The 18085-nt window shown below is 72.1% G+C and carries 19 protein-coding genes; 16 read left to right on the top strand and 3 right to left on the bottom strand.

Features of this window, described 5'->3' with window-relative positions:
• Positions 1 to 65: 65 nt before the first annotated feature.
• The 3 genes from ACUP6Y_RS11890 to arc all read left to right on the top strand — a co-directional run bounded on the left by ACUP6Y_RS11890 (position 66) and on the right by arc (position 4075).
• Positions 66 to 1196 carry a site-2 protease family protein gene (locus ACUP6Y_RS11890; RefSeq protein ID WP_462550912.1) on the top strand — a complete coding sequence of 377 codons (1131 nt, stop codon included), beginning with the start codon at positions 66 to 68 and terminating at the stop codon, positions 1194 to 1196.
• A gap of 31 nt (positions 1197 to 1227) precedes the next feature.
• Complete coding sequence (locus ACUP6Y_RS11885; RefSeq protein WP_462550911.1) at positions 1228 to 2181, top strand: tRNA (adenine-N1)-methyltransferase; 954 nt, start codon at positions 1228 to 1230, stop codon at positions 2179 to 2181.
• A gap of 130 nt (positions 2182 to 2311) precedes the next feature.
• Positions 2312 to 4075, top strand: coding sequence for a proteasome ATPase (gene arc / locus ACUP6Y_RS11880; RefSeq protein ID WP_462550910.1), 1764 nt, complete (start codon positions 2312 to 2314; stop codon positions 4073 to 4075).
• Here arc and ACUP6Y_RS11875 read toward each other — a convergent pair.
• Positions 4072 to 5247: a M20/M25/M40 family metallo-hydrolase gene (locus ACUP6Y_RS11875; protein WP_462550909.1), complete on the bottom strand. Its 1176-nt coding sequence runs from the start codon at positions 5245 to 5247 to the stop codon at positions 4072 to 4074. The two genes, arc and ACUP6Y_RS11875, sit on opposite strands and share 4 nt — an antisense overlap.
• A 199-nt stretch (positions 5248 to 5446) precedes the next feature.
• Between ACUP6Y_RS11875 and dop the strand changes: the two genes are divergently transcribed.
• From dop to prcA, 4 genes are read left to right on the top strand one after another with little or no spacing between them, the layout of a single operon-like run.
• Positions 5447 to 6955, top strand: a complete 1509-nt coding sequence (gene dop / locus ACUP6Y_RS11870; protein WP_462550908.1) for a depupylase/deamidase Dop — start codon at positions 5447 to 5449, stop codon at positions 6953 to 6955.
• Positions 6956 to 6972: 17 nt separating this feature from the next.
• The gene (locus ACUP6Y_RS11865) at positions 6973 to 7170 is read left to right on the top strand and encodes a ubiquitin-like protein Pup (RefSeq protein ID WP_205126013.1); all 198 of its coding nucleotides are present in this window, start codon (positions 6973 to 6975) and stop codon (positions 7168 to 7170) included.
• Entirely contained in the window at positions 7167 to 8015 is an 849-nt protein-coding gene (prcB, locus tag ACUP6Y_RS11860) for a proteasome subunit beta (protein ID WP_462550907.1), read from the top strand. The genes ACUP6Y_RS11865 and prcB overlap by 4 nt, the downstream gene beginning before the upstream one ends.
• A gap of 1 nt (position 8016) precedes the next feature.
• Entirely contained in the window at positions 8017 to 8895 is an 879-nt protein-coding gene (gene prcA, locus ACUP6Y_RS11855; protein ID WP_462550906.1) for a proteasome subunit alpha, read from the top strand.
• 34 nt (positions 8896 to 8929) lie between these two features.
• Here the strand turns inward: prcA and ACUP6Y_RS11850 are convergent, their stop codons facing one another.
• Positions 8930 to 10270, bottom strand: a complete 1341-nt coding sequence (locus tag ACUP6Y_RS11850; protein WP_462550905.1) for a DUF7168 domain-containing protein — start codon at positions 10268 to 10270, stop codon at positions 8930 to 8932.
• A gap of 13 nt (positions 10271 to 10283) precedes the next feature.
• Positions 10284 to 11432 carry a CDP-glycerol glycerophosphotransferase family protein gene (locus ACUP6Y_RS11845; protein ID WP_462550904.1) on the bottom strand — a complete coding sequence of 383 codons (1149 nt, stop codon included), beginning with the start codon at positions 11430 to 11432 and terminating at the stop codon, positions 10284 to 10286.
• Positions 11433 to 11512: 80 nt separating this feature from the next.
• Here ACUP6Y_RS11845 and ACUP6Y_RS11840 point away from each other — a divergent pair, with 80 nt between their 5' ends.
• The 9 genes from ACUP6Y_RS11840 to ACUP6Y_RS11800 are packed head-to-tail and all read left to right on the top strand — an operon-like array spanning position 11513 to position 18073.
• On the top strand, positions 11513 to 12172 hold the full coding sequence (locus tag ACUP6Y_RS11840) for an acyltransferase (protein ID WP_462550903.1): 660 nt from the start codon (positions 11513 to 11515) through the stop codon (positions 12170 to 12172).
• Between the two features lie 60 nt (positions 12173 to 12232).
• Positions 12233 to 13579 (top strand): hemolysin family protein, encoded by a 1347-nt coding sequence (locus tag ACUP6Y_RS11835; RefSeq protein WP_462550902.1) that lies wholly within the window; start codon positions 12233 to 12235, stop codon positions 13577 to 13579.
• Positions 13572 to 14630 carry a hemolysin family protein gene (locus tag ACUP6Y_RS11830; RefSeq protein ID WP_462550901.1) on the top strand — a complete coding sequence of 353 codons (1059 nt, stop codon included), beginning with the start codon at positions 13572 to 13574 and terminating at the stop codon, positions 14628 to 14630. The genes ACUP6Y_RS11835 and ACUP6Y_RS11830 overlap by 8 nt, the downstream gene beginning before the upstream one ends.
• Positions 14627 to 15196 (top strand): CDP-alcohol phosphatidyltransferase family protein, encoded by a 570-nt coding sequence (locus ACUP6Y_RS11825; RefSeq protein ID WP_462550900.1) that lies wholly within the window; start codon positions 14627 to 14629, stop codon positions 15194 to 15196. The genes ACUP6Y_RS11830 and ACUP6Y_RS11825 overlap by 4 nt, the downstream gene beginning before the upstream one ends.
• Entirely contained in the window at positions 15189 to 16046 is an 858-nt protein-coding gene (locus tag ACUP6Y_RS11820) for a DUF881 domain-containing protein (RefSeq protein WP_462550899.1), read from the top strand. The genes ACUP6Y_RS11825 and ACUP6Y_RS11820 overlap by 8 nt, the downstream gene beginning before the upstream one ends.
• Positions 16043 to 16375, top strand: a complete 333-nt coding sequence (locus ACUP6Y_RS11815; RefSeq protein ID WP_204839808.1) for a small basic family protein — start codon at positions 16043 to 16045, stop codon at positions 16373 to 16375. The genes ACUP6Y_RS11820 and ACUP6Y_RS11815 overlap by 4 nt, the downstream gene beginning before the upstream one ends.
• A complete protein-coding gene (locus ACUP6Y_RS11810) occupies positions 16368 to 17123 on the top strand; it encodes a DUF881 domain-containing protein (protein ID WP_462550898.1) in 756 nt (251 codons plus the stop codon). The genes ACUP6Y_RS11815 and ACUP6Y_RS11810 overlap by 8 nt, the downstream gene beginning before the upstream one ends.
• A gap of 10 nt (positions 17124 to 17133) precedes the next feature.
• Entirely contained in the window at positions 17134 to 17523 is a 390-nt protein-coding gene (gene gcvH, locus ACUP6Y_RS11805) for a glycine cleavage system protein GcvH (protein ID WP_462550897.1), read from the top strand.
• Positions 17524 to 17563: 40 nt separating this feature from the next.
• Positions 17564 to 18073 (top strand): FHA domain-containing protein, encoded by a 510-nt coding sequence (locus ACUP6Y_RS11800; RefSeq protein WP_462550896.1) that lies wholly within the window; start codon positions 17564 to 17566, stop codon positions 18071 to 18073.
• The last annotated feature ends 12 nt before the right edge of the window (positions 18074 to 18085 follow it).

Below are 18085 nucleotides of genomic sequence, written 5' to 3'. Positions count from 1 at the left end.
GCGACCGGGCGCGAGGAACCAGCGCCGAGGACGTCCGGCAGCCGCTGGCCGGATAGCCTCGTCATGTGTCCGGAGACCAGCGATCCGCCCAGGAGCGTGCGCCCCTGCCCCGGGGCATGTTCCGGATCGGCCGGATCGCCGGCAGCGACGTACTCGTGTCGAGCTCATGGTTCCTGATCGCGGGCCTGATCGCGGTGGTGATGAGCCCGCGGGTCGAGCAGGTGCAGCCGGGCCTCGGCGCGTGGACCTACGTCGTCGGGATCGCCTTCGCGATCGCGCTCTACCTCGCGGTGCTGCTCCACGAGGCCTCGCACGCGGTGGTGGCCCGCCGGTTCGGCTTCACGGTCCATTCGATCACGCTGCACTTCCTCGGCGGCGCCACGTCCATCGAGGGCGAGGCGCGGCGACCGCGCCAGGAGTTCTGGATCGCCGTGGTCGGCCCGATCACCTCGATCGCGGTCGGTGCCGCCGCGCTGGCCGCCTGGTTCGTCACCCCCGACGGGCTGCTCCGGCTCGTGATCGAGGGTCTGGCCGGCGCCAACCTGATGATCGGCGTCCTCAACCTGGTCCCGGGGCTGCCCCTCGACGGCGGCCGGGTGCTCAAGGCCGGCGTCTGGGCGATCACCGGTCGAGTCCACACCGGCACCGCCGTCGCGGCCTGGACCGGTCGGGGCACCGCCGTCCTCGTCGCGGTGTGGGCCCTGTGGTCCTCGCGCGACGGCTCTCTCGTCAACCCGCTCGTGCTCCTCGTCGTCGCCCTGTTCCTGTGGTCCGGTGCCAGCCGGGCGCTCGCGGTCGCCGGGATCACCCGCCAGTTCAACGGCGTGGTGGCCAGCGACCTCGCGCGGCGCGCCCTCACCGTCGCCGCCGACCTCCCGCTGGCCGAGGCGATGCGCCAGGCGCGCGAGGCCGGCGCCGGCAGCATCGTCACCACGACCGCCGACGGGCGCCCGGTCGGCGTCGTCGACGAGACTGCCGCGCGAGCCGTGCCCCCGGAGCGCGCGCCCTGGGTCGCCGTCTCCAGCGTCGCCCGCACCCTCGAGCCGGGCCTGGCCCTGCCGGTGCGGATCACCGGCGCCGCCCTGCTCGACAAGGTCCGGTCCACCCCCGCGTCGGAGTACGTCCTGCTCGACGACGAGGGCCGGGTGTACGGCGTGCTCGCCGCCGCCGACCTGATCCGCGCTGTCCGACGTTAGAGGCCGGTCCCGGAGCCGGTAGATTGCGCCGGTGACCGATGCGCCCCCCAGCCCCACTGGCGACGTCCCTCCCGAGGCCTGGTCCGGAGTCCACCGCGGCCCCCTGCGGGCCGGCGAGTGGGTCCGGCTGGTCGACGGCAAGGGCCGCAAGCACAACTTCGAGCTCGTGCCCGGCAAGCGGTTCTTCTCCAACAAGGGCCACCTCGAGCACGACGAGCTGATCGGTCGCGAGGAGGGCTTCGCGGTCACCTCGTCGGTCGGCGGGGAGTACCTCGTCTTCCGCCCGCTGCTCTCGGAGTTCGTCGTGTCGATGCCGCGCGGCGCGGCCGTGGTCTACCCGAAGGACTCCGCCCAGATCGTGGCGATGGCCGACATCTTCCCCGGCGCGCACGTCGTCGAGGCCGGCGTCGGCTCCGGCGCGCTCACCTGCTCGCTGCTGCGGGCGGTCGGGCCCCACGGCCGGGTGTCGTCGTACGAGCGTCGCGAGGAGTTCGCCGACGTGGCGCGCCGCAACGTCACGCAGTTCTTCGGCGGCGACCATCCGGCCTGGAGCCTGACTCTCGGCGACCTCGCCGAGGCGCTGCCCGCGTCGGGTGAGCGCTGCGACCGGATCATCCTCGACATGCTGGCCCCGTGGGACTGCCTCGACGCCGCCGCCGATGCGCTGCTGCCCGGCGGCATCGTGTGCGCGTACGTCGCCACCACCACCCAGCTGTCGAAGTTCGTGGAGGCGGTGCGGGTGCATGGCGGGTTCACCGAGCCCGCGCCCTGGGAGTCGCTGGTGCGCGACTGGCACGTCGAGGGGCTGGCCGTGCGCCCGGGCCACAAGATGATCGGGCACACCGCCTTCCTCGTCACCGCCCGCCGGATGGCTCCCGGCGAGCGGGCGCCGCTCAAGAAGCGCCGCCCGGCACCGGGGGCGTACGGCCCGGACTACGCCGGGCCCCGGCCGCCCGGCGTAGCGGAGATGTCGGCGGACGACTGAGCCCGCGGACGTTGCGGTGTGGTCGCAAACCGCGACGATTCCGCCCCGAGACGCGGTGTTCGTGCCCAAACGCCGTTAATCACTTCCTTGTAACACTCGCCCGAGTAGTGTCGGACCAAGGAGGTGTGCCATGACGAGCATGGGAGAAGGCACGAGCGGCGGACACCGCTCCCCGAGCCGTGAGGAGCTCGAGGACCAGGTGCGCTACCTCGAGGAGGAGGTCGGCGACCTGCGGCGTCGCCTGGTCGACAGCCCGTCCGGCGCGGCCCGCTCCATCGAGGCGAGGCTCGCGGAGGCCCAGCGGTCGCTGGCGGCGGTGACGGCCCAGAACGAGCGGCTGGCCGGGACGCTGCGCGAGGCCCGCGACCAGATCCTCAAGCTCAAGGAGGAGGTCGACCGGCTGGCCCAGCCGCCGGCAGGCTTCGGCACCTTCCTCCAGCGCAACGAGGACGACACGGTCGACGTGTTCACCGGTGGTCGCAAGCTGCGGGTGACGGTGAGCCCGAGCGTCGAGCTCGACACGCTGCGGCGTGGCCAGGAGGTGATGCTCAACGAGTCGCTCAACGTGGTCGCGGCGTTCGACTACGAGACGGTCGGCGAGGTCGTCATGCTCAAGGAGGTGCTGGCCGACGGCGAGCGCGTCCTGGTCATCGCGAACGCCGACGAGGAGCGCGTCGTGCGCCTCGCCGAGCCGCTGCTCGCCGAGACGCTGCGCGCCGGCGACTCGCTGCTGCTCGACTCCCGCGCCGGGTACGTCTACGAGAAGGTCCCGAAGTCGGAGGTCGAGGAGCTGGTCCTCGAAGAGGTCCCCGACATCACCTACGACACGATCGGTGGCCTCGGCAACCAGATCGAGGCGATCCAGGACGCCGTCGAGCTGCCCTACCTCTACCCGGAGCTGTTCGCCGAGCACGAGCTCAAGCCGCCCAAGGGCATCCTGCTCTACGGCCCTCCCGGCTGCGGCAAGACGCTGATCGCGAAGGCCGTGGCCAACTCGCTGGCCAAGAAGGTCGCCGCGAAGACCGGCCAGGAGGGGAAGTCCTACTTCCTCAACATCAAGGGTCCTGAGCTGCTCAACAAGTACGTCGGCGAGACCGAGCGCCACATCCGGCTGGTGTTCCAGCGGGCCCGCGAGAAGGCCAGCACCGGTACGCCGGTCATCGTGTTCTTCGACGAGATGGACTCGCTGTTCCGCACCCGCGGCTCCGGCGTCTCCTCGGACGTCGAGAACACCATCGTCCCGCAGCTGCTCAGTGAGATCGACGGCGTCGAGCTGCTCGAGAACGTGCTGGTCATCGGCGCCTCGAACCGTGAGGACATGATCGACCCGGCGATCCTGCGGCCCGGCCGGCTCGACGTGAAGATCAAGATCGAGCGCCCCGACGCCGAGTCGGCGCGCGACATCTTCAGCAAGTACCTCACCCAGAGCCTGCCGCTGCACGCCGAGGACCTCGCCGAGTTCAGCGGCGACCGCAAGGCCACCGTGGGCGGGATGATCCGGGCGACGGTGGAGCGGATGTACTCCGAGACCGAGGAGAACCGCTTCCTGGAGGTCACCTACGCCAACGGCGACAAGGAGGTCTTGTACTTCAAGGACTTCAACTCCGGCGCGATGATCCAGAACATCGTCGACCGCGCCAAGAAGATGGCGATCAAGGACTTCCTCGAGCACGACCAGAAGGGGCTAAGGGTCTCCCACCTGCTCCAGGCGTGCGTCGACGAGTTCAAGGAGAACGAGGACCTGCCCAACACGACCAACCCCGATGACTGGGCGCGGATCTCGGGCAAGAAGGGCGAGCGGATCGTGTTCATCCGCACGCTCATCACCGGCAAGCAGGGCACCGAGCCGGGCCGGTCCATCGACACGGTCAACGACACGGGTCAGTACCTCTAGGTGGCGGCGAGACCGGACGCGATCCGGTCGAGCAGCAGTGCCTCGGCGAGGCACGCCTTGCGGAACTCGCCGAGGTGCAGGCTCTCGTCGATGCCGTGCGCGCGCGTGTCCGGGTCCTCGACGGCGCTCACCAGGACGGTGGCCTCGGGGAAGGTCTCGGCGAGCAGGTGGATGAGCGGGATCGAGCCGCCGACGCCGATGTCGACCGGCTCGGCGTCCCACGCGTCGCGCAGGGCGCCGGTCATCACGGCGTGGGCGACGCTGTCGTCGCCCAGGTCCACCGGGTGCGCCGAGGCGCGCAGCGTCGTGGCGACCTCGGCGCCGTGCGGCACGTGCGCGCGCAGGTGGGCGGTGACCGCCTCGACCGCCGCCTCGGGTACGACGCCCGGCGGGATCCGCACCGAGAGACGAGCCGTCGCGCGGGCGCGCAGCACGTGGGCCCCGTCGCCGACGGGCGGCAGGTCGGTGCCGATGAGGGTGATCGACGGCTGGCGCCACAGGCGCGCGGTGAGCGAGCCGCGGCCCGGCAGGGACGAGGCCGGGAGGACACCGGCGTCGGCGCGGAGCACCTGCTCGTCGTACTCGACGCCGGGGGTGAGGACCTCCCCGTGGAGACCCTCGACGGCGACGGCCCCGTCGGCGTCGTGGAGGCTGGCCACGGTGCGCACCAGCGCGCCGGCGGCGTCCGGTACGGCGCCGCCCCACGCCCCGGAGTGCAGGTCGTGGTCCAGCACGCCGACGGTGACCTCGAGGTCGAGGATGCCGCGCAGCGACGTGGTGAGCGAGGGCGTGCCGACGGCCCAGTTGACCGAGTCGGCGACCACGACGACGTCGGCGGCCAGCGCGTCCCGGTGCTCGACCAGGAGCTGGGGGAGGCTGGGGGAGCCGATCTCCTCCTCGCCCTCGACCAGGATCCGGACGTTGCAGCCCAGCTCGCGGCCGAGCACGGCCAGCGCGGCCAGGTGGACGCCGATGCCGGCCTTGTCGTCGGCGGCGCCCCGGCCGAAGAGCCGCTCGCCGCGCCGCGTCGCCTCGAACGGCGGGCTGGTCCACGCGCCGGCCTCACCGGTCGGCTGCACGTCGTGGTGGGCGTACAGCAGCACCGTCGGGCCCGGGACCGGCGGGGTCCGGCTCGACGCCCGCGCCGCGCGTCGCCCTGTGCGGATTCCCACGGGCTTGTCATGATGGTCCCGACCACCCGCCGACTCCTGAAGGAGCCATCCCATGAAGAAGCTCATCATCGTCGCCCTCGTCGCGCTCGGCGTCACCGCCGCCGTCAAGGTCGCGAAGAGCCGCTGAGCCCGCTCTGACGCACGACGCCCCGGCACGGACCCGTGCCGGGGCGTCGTGCGTACCCGTAGGCTGGGTGGCATGAGCGTGCGCCGCGTGATGGGCACCGAGGTGGAGTACGGCATCTCGGTCCAGGGCCAGCCGACCGCCAACCCGATGGTGGCCTCGTCGCAGGTCGTCAACGCCTATGCGACGGCGACCGTGCGGGCGCGCCGGGCGCGCTGGGACTTCGAGGAGGAGTCGCCGCTGCGCGACGCGCGGGGCTTCGACATGTCGCGCCAGATCGCGGACCCGACCCAGCTCACCGACGAGGACCTCGGCCTCGCCAACGTCATCCTCACCAACGGCGCCCGGCTCTACGTCGACCACGCGCACCCGGAGTACTCCACGCCCGAGGTCGTCACCCCGCTCGACATCGTGCGGTGGGACAAGGCGGGGGAGCAGGTCATGCTCGACGCCGCCCGGCGCGCCCAGCAGCTGCCCGGCAACCCGGCGATCGTGCTCTACAAGAACAACACCGACAACAAGGGTGCGTCGTACGGCGCGCACGAGAACTACCTGATGCGCCGCTCGACCCCCTTCGCCGACATCGTCCGGCACCTGACGCCCTTCTTCGTCAGCCGCCAGGTGTTCTGCGGCGCCGGCCGGGTCGGCAAGGGACAGGACGGGCGCGACCACGGCTACCAGATCAGCCAGCGCGCCGACTTCTTCGAGGTCGAGGTCGGGCTGGAGACGACCCTCAAGCGGCCGATCATCAACACCCGCGACGAGCCCCACGCCGACCCGGAGCGCTACCGGCGGCTGCACGTCATCATCGGCGACGCCAACCTGTCCGAGATCGCGACCTACCTCAAGGTCGGCACCACCTCGCTGGTCCTCGCGATGATCGAGGACCGGTTCATCACCCGCGACCTGGTCGTCGACACACCGGTCGCGGCGCTGCGCGCCGTCTCCCATGACCCTTCGCTGCGTCGTACCGTGACCATGGCCGACGGCCGCAAGCTGACCGGCATCCAGCTCCAGCTGGAGTACCTCGACCTGGCCAAGAAGTACGTCGAGGACCGCTACGGCGCCGACGCCGACCCCCAGACGGTCGACGTGCTCGCGCGCTGGGAGGACGTCCTCGCCCGCCTGGAGTCCGACCCGATGTCGCTGGCCGACCAGCTCGACTGGGTCGCGAAGCTGAAGCTGATCGAGCAGTACCGCTCCCGCGACGGCCTGGCCTGGGACGACGCGAAGCTCCAGCTGATCGACTACCAGTACTCCGACATCCGGCCCGAGAAGGGGCTCTACCACCGTCTCGTCGGCGCCGGCCGGATCCAGCGGCTGCTGACCGACGCCGAGGTCGACTCGGCGATGACGAACCCGCCCGCCGAGACCCGCGCGTACTTCCGCGGCCGCTGTCTGGAGAAGTACGCCCCCGATATCGCCGCCGCCTCGTGGGACTCGGTGATCTTCGACCTGCCCGGACGCGAGTCGCTGCAGCGGGTGCCGACCATCGACCCGCTGCGCGGCAGCAAGGCCCACGTCGGCGAGCTGATCGACCGTTGTGCCACTGCTGAGGAGTTGGTCCGCGCGCTCAGCCGTTGAGTGGCTAGGCTGGTGTCATGGCCCAGGAGCAGAAGCAGCCGCGCAGGTCCGACGAGGCGGAGGAGACGACGGAGGTCGCTCCCGAGTCCGACGTGGCCGAGCGCAAGGAGGCCCTCGACGACGACGTCGACGCGATCCTCGACGAGATCGACGACGTCTTGGAGACCAACGCCGAGGACTTCGTGAAGTCGTTCATCCAGAAGGGCGGCGAATGAGCGACGCGCGCATCCCGGGCTCCTTCCTGCGCCCCGGGACCTCCTCCTTCAGCGACTTCCTGGCCGAGAACGCCCCCGACCTGCTGCCGGCCCGGCGCTCGCTGCCCGCCGGCAGCGCCGCCGAGCTCGCTCCCCACGGCACCACCATCGTCGCGGTCACCTTCCCCGGCGGCCTGGTGATGGCCGGCGACCGGCGCGCGACGATGGGCAACGTGATCGCCCAGCGCGACATCCAGAAGGTGTTCCCGGCCGACGAGTACTCCGTGGTCGGCATCGCCGGCACCGCCGGTCTCGCGGTCGAGATGGTCCGGCTGTTCCAGGTCGAGCTCGAGCACTACGAGAAGATCGAGGGCTCGATCCTCTCCCTCGACGGCAAGGCCAACCGCCTCTCCGCGCTGATCCGCGCCAACCTCGGCATGGCGATGCAGGGCCTGGCCGTCGTCCCCATGTTCGCGGGCTTCGACCTCGACAGCGGCATCGGCCGGATCTTCGGCTACGACGTCACGGGCGGGCGCCACGAGGAGGCCTCCTTCTTCACGGTCGGCTCGGGCTCGCTGTTCGCCCGCGGCGCGCTGAAGAAGCTCTATCGCGACGACCTGTCGTCCGACGACGCCGTCCGGGTCTGCCTGCAGGCCCTGTACGACGCCGCCGACGACGACTCCGCGACCGGCGGTCCCGACCTGACCCGGCGGATCTTCCCGATCGTGTGGGTCGTCACCGCCGACGGCGCCGTCCAGCTCGACGAGACCACCATCGGCGCCCTCGCCGACCAGGTCGTGGGCGCCCGCTTCGACCGCCCCGACGGACCGCTCGCACCCCTGCCCGGCGCGGGGGAGGAGGCCTGAGATGAGCACCCCGTTCTACGTCTCGCCCGAGCAGCTGATGAAGGACCGGGCGGACTTCGCCCGCAAGGGCATCGCCCGCGGCCGGTCCCTGGCCGCGGTGCAGTACGCCGACGGCGTCCTCCTCGTCACCGAGAACCCCTCGCAGGCCCTGCACAAGGTCTCCGAGCTCTACGACCGGCTCGCGTTCGCCGCCGTCGGCCGCTACAACGAGTTCGAGAACCTCCGCATCGCCGGGGTCCGGCTCGCCGACATGCGCGGCTACGCCTACGACCGCCGCGACGTCACCGGCCGCGGGCTGGCCAACGCCTACGCCCAGACCCTCGGCACCATCTTCTCCTCCGGCGGCGAGAAGCCCTACGAGGTCGAGATCTTCGTGGCCGAGGTCGGCGCCACGGCCGCCGACGACCAGATCTACCGGCTCACCTACGAGGGCCGAGTCGCCGACGAGCACGGGTTCGCGGTGATGGGCGGCGACAGCGAGACCGTCGCGGCGTACCTCACCGAGCACTACACGCCGGGCGCGACGCTGGACGCGGCGCTCTCGGTGGCCGTCGCCGCCCTCGGGCACACCGGTGACGACGACCGGGTGATCCCCGTCGAGGATCTCGAGGTCGCCGTCCTCGACCGGACCCGTTCCCAGCCGCGGAAGTTCTCCCGCCTGCGCCCCGCCCGGGTCGCCGAGCTCCTCGGCCCGCGAGGCACCCCCGAGCACGCCGCCCCGCTGCCCGACGACGGCGCTCCCGGAGCCGGCGCCTCCGGGGCGAGCACGGACGACCCGAGCGACCCCACCGACCAGGTGTCCGGCAACGTCGCGCCGCTCGAGAGCCCCACCACCGGCGAGCCGCCCTCCGGCGAGCCGCCGGTCGCTCCGCCGCTGTAGCGGCCGGCCCGGTCCTCCCGCAAGCAGCCCCGGCTCAGCCTCGGCCCGTGATCGCCCGTTCGGTGCCGAGGCTGGCCCGCGCGGCGGCGCGCGTGCCGGCGTCGCGGGAGCCCGGGGCGGCGTGACCGGCGTGGGCGGTGCCCTTCCAGGTGCCGCGGATGCCGTGGTCGCGCTGCATCCGGCCGAAGTAGTCGACGATCTCGACCTCCCGGGCCCGGATCGCGAGCTCGGTCGACGTCGGCCCCTCGGCGACCGGCGCGTCGGCCGCGACCGCCGCGGCGCGGGCGGCGGCGCGGGCGGCGGCCAGCCGCTCGCCGACGTGGTCGGCCCAGGCCTCGTAGAACGCCGCCCGGGCGGTGGCGCCATGCACGGGCTTGAGCTCCCAGCGTCGGCGCCGGGCGTTCCACACCTCGCGCTGGTCGGCCTTGTGGGCACCCGAGCGCAGGTGGGCGTCGCCGTCGGCGACCATCTGGGTGACCAGCGTGGCGTAGAGCGCCTGGACCACCGCGATGTCGGAGGGGAAGCCGTAGAGCGTGACCCGCGTGTTGCTCGTGTAGATCGCCACCCGGACGTCGTTGGCGCGTGCGACCTCCAAGATCAGCCGGACGTAGCGGGCCAGCGAGCGCTTGCCGGTCTCACCGATCAGCACCGTCTCCCAGGTCGGCTCCTCCCGCCTCTCCTCGGCGCCGGCCGTGGCCCGGGCGACCGCGAGGGCGATCTGGTGGCGGGTGGCGAGCGACTGGGCCTTCGCGAAGAAGGCCTCGCGCTCGGCGGCGTTGGACGTGCGCTCGGCCTGGCGCAGCAGCCGGCCGATCCGCAGCAGGGTGCGGTCCTCGCCGTCGACGCCGGTGTCGAGGCCGTGCAGCCGGTAGGCGGTGTGGAGCAGGTCGGCCAGCACCGGCAGGCCGACGTCCTCGAGCAGCCGGAGGTAGGTCGTGCGGAACTCCGGCCCGTGCCCGAGCGCCCCGGCCAGGTGGTGGGCGACCTCGTGGAGCACCACGGCGGCGCGCAGCGACCAGGCGCCGCCGACCTCGCGGGGCGGGATCGCCATCACGCCGCGGGTGGGCAGCTCGTCGTACTCGTAGTGGGCGCGGGTGTGGCCCCGGCGCGCCCGCACCACGACCGGCACCCCGGCGAGGTCCAGGCCGGCGCCGTCGTCGTAGCGGCTCCCGGTGGCGACCAGATGGCCCAGCACCCGGTCGACGAACTCCTGGACGTGGGCCGGATCGGTGAACCGCGGCTCCGTCTCGGGCTCGAAGGACTGCAGCGCGGAGCCGACCTGGACCCGCAGCGGCTCGCCCGGGGCGCGGGACGCCTCGTCGAGCCAGCCGGCGAACAGGTCCTCGGCGGCGTAGACCTCGGGGGTGTCGGGCATGGACCCCAGCCTGTCAGGCGGCCCCGACAGAACCGACCGGCCCGGTCTGCAGCTCGCCCTGGAGCCGGTCACGCAGCTCCACGAGCTCGGTGAGCGCCTCGACGAAGCGCACCGTGCTGTCGCCGACACCGTTGTCGTCGAAGTAGTGGTGGCGCATGGCCGCGCGGGCCATCCGGTGCTCGTCGTGCTCGAGCCGGTCGGCGAGCAGCTCGGTCAGGCCGGGCAGGCCGTCGGTGTCGATGACGTCCGCGCAGCGGCTGACCGGCACCTCGTGGCGCAGCCGCTCGGCGTCGTGGTGCCGGTCGGTGATCAGGATCGGCTTGTCGGTCTGCAGGTAGAGCCAGTCCAGGCCGACCGAGGAGACGTCGGTGACCATCGCGTCGCAGCCGGGGAACACCGCCAGGATGTCGCCCTGCCAGATCGCCGCGTGCCCGGCCTCCGGCTCGCGCTCCGCGGCCCGCTCGACCAGCTCGAGGATCGCCTGGTGCGCCTCGCGGATCGCGGGCGTCAGGCTGGTCGTGACCTTGGGGTGCGGCTTGTAGACGAGCCGGACGTCGGGCACGGCCAGGATCGAGCGCACGATGTCGGCGCCGAACACGTCGACCGAGGTGTAGGCGTTGTAGTCCGCGTCGCCCTCCCAGGTGGGTGCGTAGAGGACGGTACGACGCTCGCTCGCGGGCAGCAGCGGAGCGGGGCGCAGGTCCAGCTGCGGCCGGCCGACACGCACCAGCAGCTGCTCGTCGAGCTCCATCAACGCCGCCCGGTGCCGCTGCACGGCGGCCTCGCCGGCCACGAACACCCGGTCGTAGGACTTGGCGTTGTTCGACACCATCGACTGCTTGTCGCTCTCCCCGTGGTTGATGTGGACGTGCAGCATCCGCCCGTCGAGCAGCGAGTTGAAGTTGAGCATCGAGTTGTTGCAGTAGACGACGACCTTGGCGTCCAGCTCGTCGTACGTCGCCGCGAGGTCGGCGAAGCCCGGCGCGAGATGGACCGGCAGCCAGGTGCGCTCCTCGACCACGGAGTGGGTCTGCGGGTCGCGGGTCACGATGCCCACGGGATGGGTGTCATCGAGCCGTTCCAGCACCGGGAGCCACTGGAGGAGCTGGTAGACCCGGGTCGGGTCGTCGGCGAAGTAGGCGATGACGTGGGGCTTCTGCACTGCCAGATACTACGGCTACGAACGTTCGGTCGACGAACGTGGCGACCCGCTCGGATGTTGCGTTTCGGTAACCTCTGCCGGTGCTCGATCTCCGGCGCCCGCTCCGCCGCCTCGTGAACCGCTCCGTCCACTCCGCCTGGCGGTGGGCCGAGCGGATGGGCGACGTCTCGCCCGACTCCGCCCTGGCCGAGACCTTCGCGACGTTCGGCCCCGGCGCGTGCCTGGCCTTCCCCCTCGCCGACGTCGTCAACGCGCGTGCCATCCACGTGGGACGGGACACGCTGATCGGCAAGTACGCCACCCTCAGCGTCGGCTACGGGCCTACCCAGGAGGTGCTGCCCGAGCGCGGCCTGGTGATCGGCGAGCGCTGCGTCCTCGGCGCCCGGATCACGATCACCGCCCACGAGTCGATCTCGATCGGCGACGACGTGTGGTTCGGGCAGGACGTCTTCGTCTCCGACGCCAGCCACGGCTACGCCGACCCCGACGTCCCGGTCGGGCTGCAGTTCGGCACCCACCAGCCGGTGTCCATCGGCTCCGGCACCTGGATCGGACACGGCGCGATGATCCTGCCCGGCACCACCATCGGGCGCAACGCCGTGGTCGCCGCCGGCTCCGTGGTCCGCGGCGAGGTGCCCGACCACGCCGTCGTCGGCGGCGTGCCGGCCCGGCTGATCCGCCGGCTCGAGGCCGACGGCAGCTGGGCGCGGGTGGGCGAGGAGCTGCCCGCCACCCGGTAGGGTGGGCGGCCCAGAGCCGATCGACTGGTACCGAACCGTGGGCAGGAGCCGCAGAACCCGATGACCGCCTGGCTGTTGCTGGGACTCGCCATCCTCCTGGTGTTCGCGTGCGGCCTGTTCGTCGCGGCCGAGTTCGCCTTCGTCACCGTCGACCGCGGCCAGGTCGACCGGGCCGCCGCCGGCGGCGACGCGTCGGCCGTCGGCCTGCAGAAGGCGCTGCGCTCCCTGTCGACCCAGCTCTCCGGAGCCCAGGTCGGCATCACCATCACCAACCTGGCCATCGGCTTCCTCGCCGAGCCCGCGATAGCCGAGCTGCTGCGCGGGCCGCTGGCGTCCGCGGGCGTCGCGGAGAGCGCGGTCCGCCCCGTCGGCGTCGCGCTCGGCCTGACCCTCAGCACGTTGCTGACGATGCTGATCGGCGAGCTGGTCCCCAAGAACGTCGCCATCGCGCTGCCGCTGACCACCGCCCGGCTGACCCAGCGTCCCATGCGCGCCTTCACCGCCGTGTGCCGCGGCCCGATCAAGGTGCTCAACGGCAGCGCCAACGCGATCGTGCGCCGCCTCGGCGTGGAGCCCCAGGAGGAGCTGCGCTCCGCCCGCAGCTCCACCGAGCTGGCCTCGCTGATCCAGCACTCCGCCGACGAGGGCACGCTCGATGCCGACACCGCCGAGCTGATGGAGCGCTCCGTCGAGTTCGGCACCCGCAGCGCCGGCGAGATCATGACGCCGCGGGTGCGGACCCGCTCGCTCGACGCCAACGACCGCGCGAGCGCGGTGATCACGCTGGCCCGCGAGTCCGGCAACTCCCGCTTCCCCGTCCTCGACGACACCGACGCCGTCGTCGGCACCGTCCACGTCAAGAACGCCGTCGCGCTGCCGCTCCACGAGCGGGCCACCACCAAGGTCAAGCACCTGATGGCCAAGCCGATCCTGGTGCCCGACTCGCTGCGCCTCGACCCGCTGCTCGCGCTGCTGCGCGCCGACGGCTTCCAGATGGCCATCGTCCTCGACGAGTACGGCGACCACGCCGGCATCGTCACCCTCGAGGACGTCATCGAGGAGATCGTCGGCGACATCGCCGACGAGCACGACCGGCTCGGCAGCCGTGGCCGGCTGCGCCGTGACGGCACCTGGTCGCTCTCCGGCCTGCTGCGCCCCGACGAGGTCGAGGACCTCACCGGGATCGAGCTGCCCGAGAGCGAGGACTACGACACGGTGGCGGGGCTCGTGCTCAAGCTGCTCGGCCGGATCCCGCAGCCGGGTGACGCGGTCGTCGTACCGCTGCCGACGGCGGGGGAGGACGACGACGAGCCGGACCGGCAGGCCGTGCTGAGCGTCGACCACATGGACGGCCTGCGGGTCGACCGGATCTCGCTGCGCGTCGAGGAGGTCGCGACCGATGGGTGACCTCGGCGGCGTGCTGCTCGCGGTCGTGCTGCTGGCCGCCAACGCCTTCTTCGTCGGCGCGGAGTTCGCGCTCATCTCCGCGCGCCGCAGCCAGATCGAGCCACGCGCGCAGGCCGGCTCCCGGATGGCGCGGATCACGATGACCGCCATGGAGCGGGTCTCGGAGATGATGGCGGGCGCCCAGCTGGGCATCACGATCTGCTCGCTCGGTCTCGGCGCGGTCGGCGAGCCGGCGCTCGCGCACCTGATCGAGCCGGTCTTCCACGAGCTGCACGTGCCTGAGGACTGGCTGCACCCGGTCGCGTTCGTGATCGCGATGACGATCGTGGTCTTCCTCCATGTCGTGCTCGGCGAGATGGTGCCGAAGAACATCGCGATCGCCGGCCCCGACCGGGCGGCGCTGATCCTGGGCCCGCCGATGCTCGGCATCGTGACCGTGCTGCGGCCGATCATCGCCTCGATCAACGCGATCGCCAACGGCATCTTGCGGCTGCTGCGGATCGAGCCCAAGGACGAGATCGGCAGCACCTTCACGCGCGAGGAGGTCGCCGCGCTGGTCGAGGAGTCCCACGGCGAGGGCCTGCTGGCCGAGGACGAGTACGACCGGCTCTCCGGCGCGCTCGGCTTCACCGAGAAGACCGTCGCCGAGGTCATGATGCGACCCGACTCGCTGGCCACCGTGGTCCGCGGCTCCACCGGCGCCGACGTCGAGGCGCTGTGCGCGGCCACCGGCTTCAGCCGGTTCCCGGTCGTCGCCGCGGGCGAGGAGCTCGACCTGCTCGGCTACCTCCACATCAAGGACGTGCTCGAGCCCGACGAGGAGCGCCGCGAGCGCCCCGTGGCCGACCGCTGGATCCGGCCGTTCGCGACGGTCACCGAGGAGACCCTGCTGCACGACGCGCTCGAGGTCCTCCAGCGCCGCGGCGCCCACATGGCCCGGGTCGTCGACCCGGTCGGCACGACGCTCGGCGTGGCCGCCCTCGAGGACGTGATCGAGGAGCTCGTCGGGGAGATCCGCGACGCGGCGCACTCGGAGGAGTCATCATCGTGACCGTGCTGACGCTGCCCAACCTGATCAGCCTGCTGCGGCTGCTGGGCGTCCCGCTGTTCCTGTGGCTGGTGCTCGGCCCGGAGGCCGACGTGCTGGCCCTCGTCGTCCTCATGGTCTCCGGCGTCACCGACTTCCTCGACGGCTGGCTGGCCCGCAAGCTGAACCAGACCTCCGAGCTCGGCCGGCTGCTCGACCCGATCGCCGACCGGCTCTACATCCTCGCCGTCGTCGTCGGGCTCGCGATGCGCGACATCATCCCGTGGTGGGTCGCGCTCTCGCTGCCGCTGCGTGACCTGCTGCTGTGGGGCCTGGTGCCGCTGCTGCGCACCCGCGGCTACAGCGCGCTCCCGGTCCACTTCCTCGGCAAGGCCGCCACCTTCAACCTGCTCTACGCCTTCCCGCTGCTCCTGCTCGGCGACGGCGACGGGCGGTTCGCGACCCTGGCCCAGGTGTTCGGGTGGGCCTTCGCACTGTGGGGGATCGGGCTGTACTGGTGGGCCGGCGTGCTCTACGCCTGGCAGGTGCGCAGGCTGCTCGCGACGACCGAGCGACGCACCCATGCCTGACACCCTCGACCGGTCTCGAACGCCCCTGCTGACCCTGATCACGCAGGAGGCACTGGACCGCGACTACCAGGTCGCGGCGTCCAAGGCGGGCGCGGCCCGGACCGAGGCCGCCCCCCGCCGCGGCTACCGGGTCGCGGTCGTCGTCGTGGTCGGCCTGTTCGCGATGCTGGTGACCGTGGCCGCCGTGCAGACCTCCCAGAACGCCGACGTCGACGACGCGAGCCGGGCCAGCCTGATCGAGCGGATCGAGTCCCGGCGCGCCACTGTGCGCCGGATGCAGAACGAGCTGGCCGAGCTGCGGGCGGCCAACGCCGCGGCCGAGGACGCGCTGCGCTCGCTCGGGACGCGCTACAGCGACCTCCAGGCCAGGCGCACCCGGCTCGCCGCGCTGACCGGGTTCGGCCCGGTGACCGGCCCCGGCGTCCGGGTCACCGTCGACGACCCGCCGTACGCCGGCGCCGAGGAGCAGCTGCGCGCCTCCGACCTCGCCCTGCTCGTCGACGGGCTGTGGGAGGCCGGCGCCGAGGCGATCTCCGTCAACGGCCAGCGGCTCAACGCCCACGGCGGGATCACCAACGTCGGCGAGGCGATCGAGGTGAACGGCGTCGGGGTGGCGCCGCCGTTCACGGTGCTCGCCATCGGCGAGCGCCAGAGCCTCGCGTCCGGGTTCGCCGACAGCCAGGCCGGGCTGCGGTTCTTGAACCTGGCCCGGCAGTACGGCTTCGAGCAGAAGATGGACAATGTGGACGACCTGCATCTGCCTGCCGCGCCCGGCGCGCTGCAGCGGCTACGGTCGGCCGAGCAGAAGCAGACCAAGCCCCAGGGGCAGCAGGGAGGTGACGGGCCGTGATCGCGGTTCTCGGACTCGTGGTGGGCGTCGTCCTCGGCTTCGTGTTCCAGCCCGACGTGCCGCGCACGATCGAGCCGTACCTCCCGATCGCGGTGGTCGCCGCCCTCGACGCCGTCTTCGGCGCGCTGCGCGCCTACCTCGACGGGATCTTCGACGACAAGGTCTTCGTCGTCTCGTTCCTCAGCAACGTCGTGATCGCCGCCGGCATCGTCTACCTCGGCGACCGGCTCGGCGTCGGCGGCCAGCTCTCGACCGGCGTCATCGTCGTCCTCGGCATCCGGATCTTCACCAACGTCGCCGCCATCCGCAGGCACATCTTCCATGCCTGACCAGGACGCCGAGCGGAGCCCCGTCGACCAGGGTCCCGTCGACCGGCTCCGGGCGGCGCTGCTGCGCCCCTCGCGCCGGCAGCTGGTCGCCGCGGCGCTGCTGGCCCTGCTCGGCTTCGGCGCCGTGACCCAGGTGCGCACCGCCGGCACCGACGACACCTATGCCGGCCTGCGCGAGCAGGAGCTGATCGACCTGCTCAACGGCCTCGCCGGGACCCGCCAGCGGACCGAGACCGAGATCGACCGGCTCGAGGAGGTCGCCGGCGGACTGCGCGACGATTCCTCGAAGCGGCAGACCGCCATCGACCAGGCCGACGCCGAGGTCGACGACCTCAACATCCTGGCCGGCCTGGTACCGGTCACCGGCCCGGGCCTGCGGGTCACCATCGAGGAGCAGGACGGCCGGGTGCGGCTCGGCTCCCTGCTCGACACCATCCAGGAGCTGCGCACCGTCGGTGCCGAGGCGATCGAGATCAACGGCGCCGTGCGGGTCGTGGCGCAGACCTCGTTCACGGAGTCCGACGGCGGGTTCGTCGTCGACGGGGAGCGGATCGAGGCGCCGTACGTCGTGGTGGCGATCGGCGAGCCGGGCGCCCTGGCCAACGCGATGACCTTCGCGCTCGGCCCCAAGAAGCAGCTCGAGGAGGACGGCGCCGTGGTGGCCGTCCAGCAGCTGCGCACGGTGGACATCGAGTCCGTGGTGCGACGCGACGAGCCTTCGTATGCCGTTCCGGACCAGGGGCAGTAGCCTTCGGGCCATGACGAACCCCGCGGACCTGAAGTACACCGTCGAGCACGAGTGGCTGCGGCAGCCGGGCGAGAGCGCCGGCTCGGTGCGGGTCGGGATCACCGACTACGCCCAGGACGCCCTCGGCGACATCGTCTACGTCTCGCTCCCGGAGGTAGGTGCCGCCGTCACCGCCGGTGAGTCCTGCGGCGAGCTCGAGTCGACCAAGTCCGTCAGCGACGTCTACGCCCCGGTGAGCGGCGAGGTCGTCGCCGTCAACGAGGCGCTCGACGCCACGCCCGAGCTGGTCAACAACGACCCGTACGGCGCGGGCTGGCTCTTCGAGGTCGTCCCCGCCGACGCCGGCGCCCTCGAGGGGCTGCTCGACGCTGCCGCATATGAGGCCCAGCTCGACAACTGATCCGGTAGGTTCGTAGCAGACCCACCGTGAGGAGCAACTGATGCCGTTCTGCACCGCCTGTGGTCGGCAGAACCCCGATGACGCCCGCTTCTGCTCGCAGTGCGGGAACCGCCTGGTCGCCCCTGAGCCGGCGCCTGTGACCGACGCCACGGCGACGATCCAGTTCGGCGGCGGAGCCGCCGGCGTCGAGACGTCCGACCGGGCCCTGAGCCCGGTCGACGCCGCGGCCGTCGACGCGCTGCCGGTCGGCCACGCGCTGCTCGTCGTCCAGAAGGGACCGGGCTCGGGCAGCCGGTTCCTGCTCGACGCCGACGAGGTCAGCGCCGGTCGCCACCCGGAGAGCGGCATCTTCCTCGACGACGTCACCGTCTCTCGCCGGCACGCGGTCTTCCGTCGCGACGGCGACAGCTTCACGGTCGAGGACGCCGGCAGCCTCAACGGCACCTACGTCAACCGCGACCGGATCGAGAAGGTCCAGCTCAAGGACAGCGACGAGGTCCAGGTCGGCAAGTACCGACTGGTCTTCTTCGCGGGCCACGAGAGCGTCTGAGGACGGTCGCAG

It is taken from the genome of Nocardioides sp. S5-5 (assembly GCF_054954065.1).
The sequence above is the reverse complement of the archived record's forward strand: the minus strand, read 5'-3'. Positions and strand labels throughout refer to the sequence as shown.

What these genes read in the sequence shown, in the direction of transcription:
- arc (WP_462550910.1), top strand. Translation starts at nt 2,312, where the DNA reads ATGACGAGCATGGGAGAAGGCACGAGCGGCGGACACCGCTCCCCGAGC.
- dop (WP_462550908.1), top strand. Translation starts at nt 5,447, where the DNA reads ATGAGCGTGCGCCGCGTGATGGGCACCGAGGTGGAGTACGGCATCTCG.
- ACUP6Y_RS11865 (WP_205126013.1), top strand. Translation starts at nt 6,973, where the DNA reads ATGGCCCAGGAGCAGAAGCAGCCGCGCAGGTCCGACGAGGCGGAGGAG.
- prcB (WP_462550907.1), top strand. Translation starts at nt 7,167, where the DNA reads ATGAGCGACGCGCGCATCCCGGGCTCCTTCCTGCGCCCCGGGACCTCC.
- prcA (WP_462550906.1), top strand. Translation starts at nt 8,017, where the DNA reads ATGAGCACCCCGTTCTACGTCTCGCCCGAGCAGCTGATGAAGGACCGG.
- ACUP6Y_RS11850 (WP_462550905.1), bottom strand. Translation starts at nt 10,270, where the DNA reads ATGCCCGACACCCCCGAGGTCTACGCCGCCGAGGACCTGTTCGCCGGC.
- ACUP6Y_RS11835 (WP_462550902.1), top strand. Translation starts at nt 12,233, where the DNA reads ATGACCGCCTGGCTGTTGCTGGGACTCGCCATCCTCCTGGTGTTCGCG.
- ACUP6Y_RS11830 (WP_462550901.1), top strand. Translation starts at nt 13,572, where the DNA reads ATGGGTGACCTCGGCGGCGTGCTGCTCGCGGTCGTGCTGCTGGCCGCC.
- ACUP6Y_RS11820 (WP_462550899.1), top strand. Translation starts at nt 15,189, where the DNA reads ATGCCTGACACCCTCGACCGGTCTCGAACGCCCCTGCTGACCCTGATC.
- ACUP6Y_RS11810 (WP_462550898.1), top strand. Translation starts at nt 16,368, where the DNA reads ATGCCTGACCAGGACGCCGAGCGGAGCCCCGTCGACCAGGGTCCCGTC.
- gcvH (WP_462550897.1), top strand. Translation starts at nt 17,134, where the DNA reads ATGACGAACCCCGCGGACCTGAAGTACACCGTCGAGCACGAGTGGCTG.
- ACUP6Y_RS11800 (WP_462550896.1), top strand. Translation starts at nt 17,564, where the DNA reads ATGCCGTTCTGCACCGCCTGTGGTCGGCAGAACCCCGATGACGCCCGC.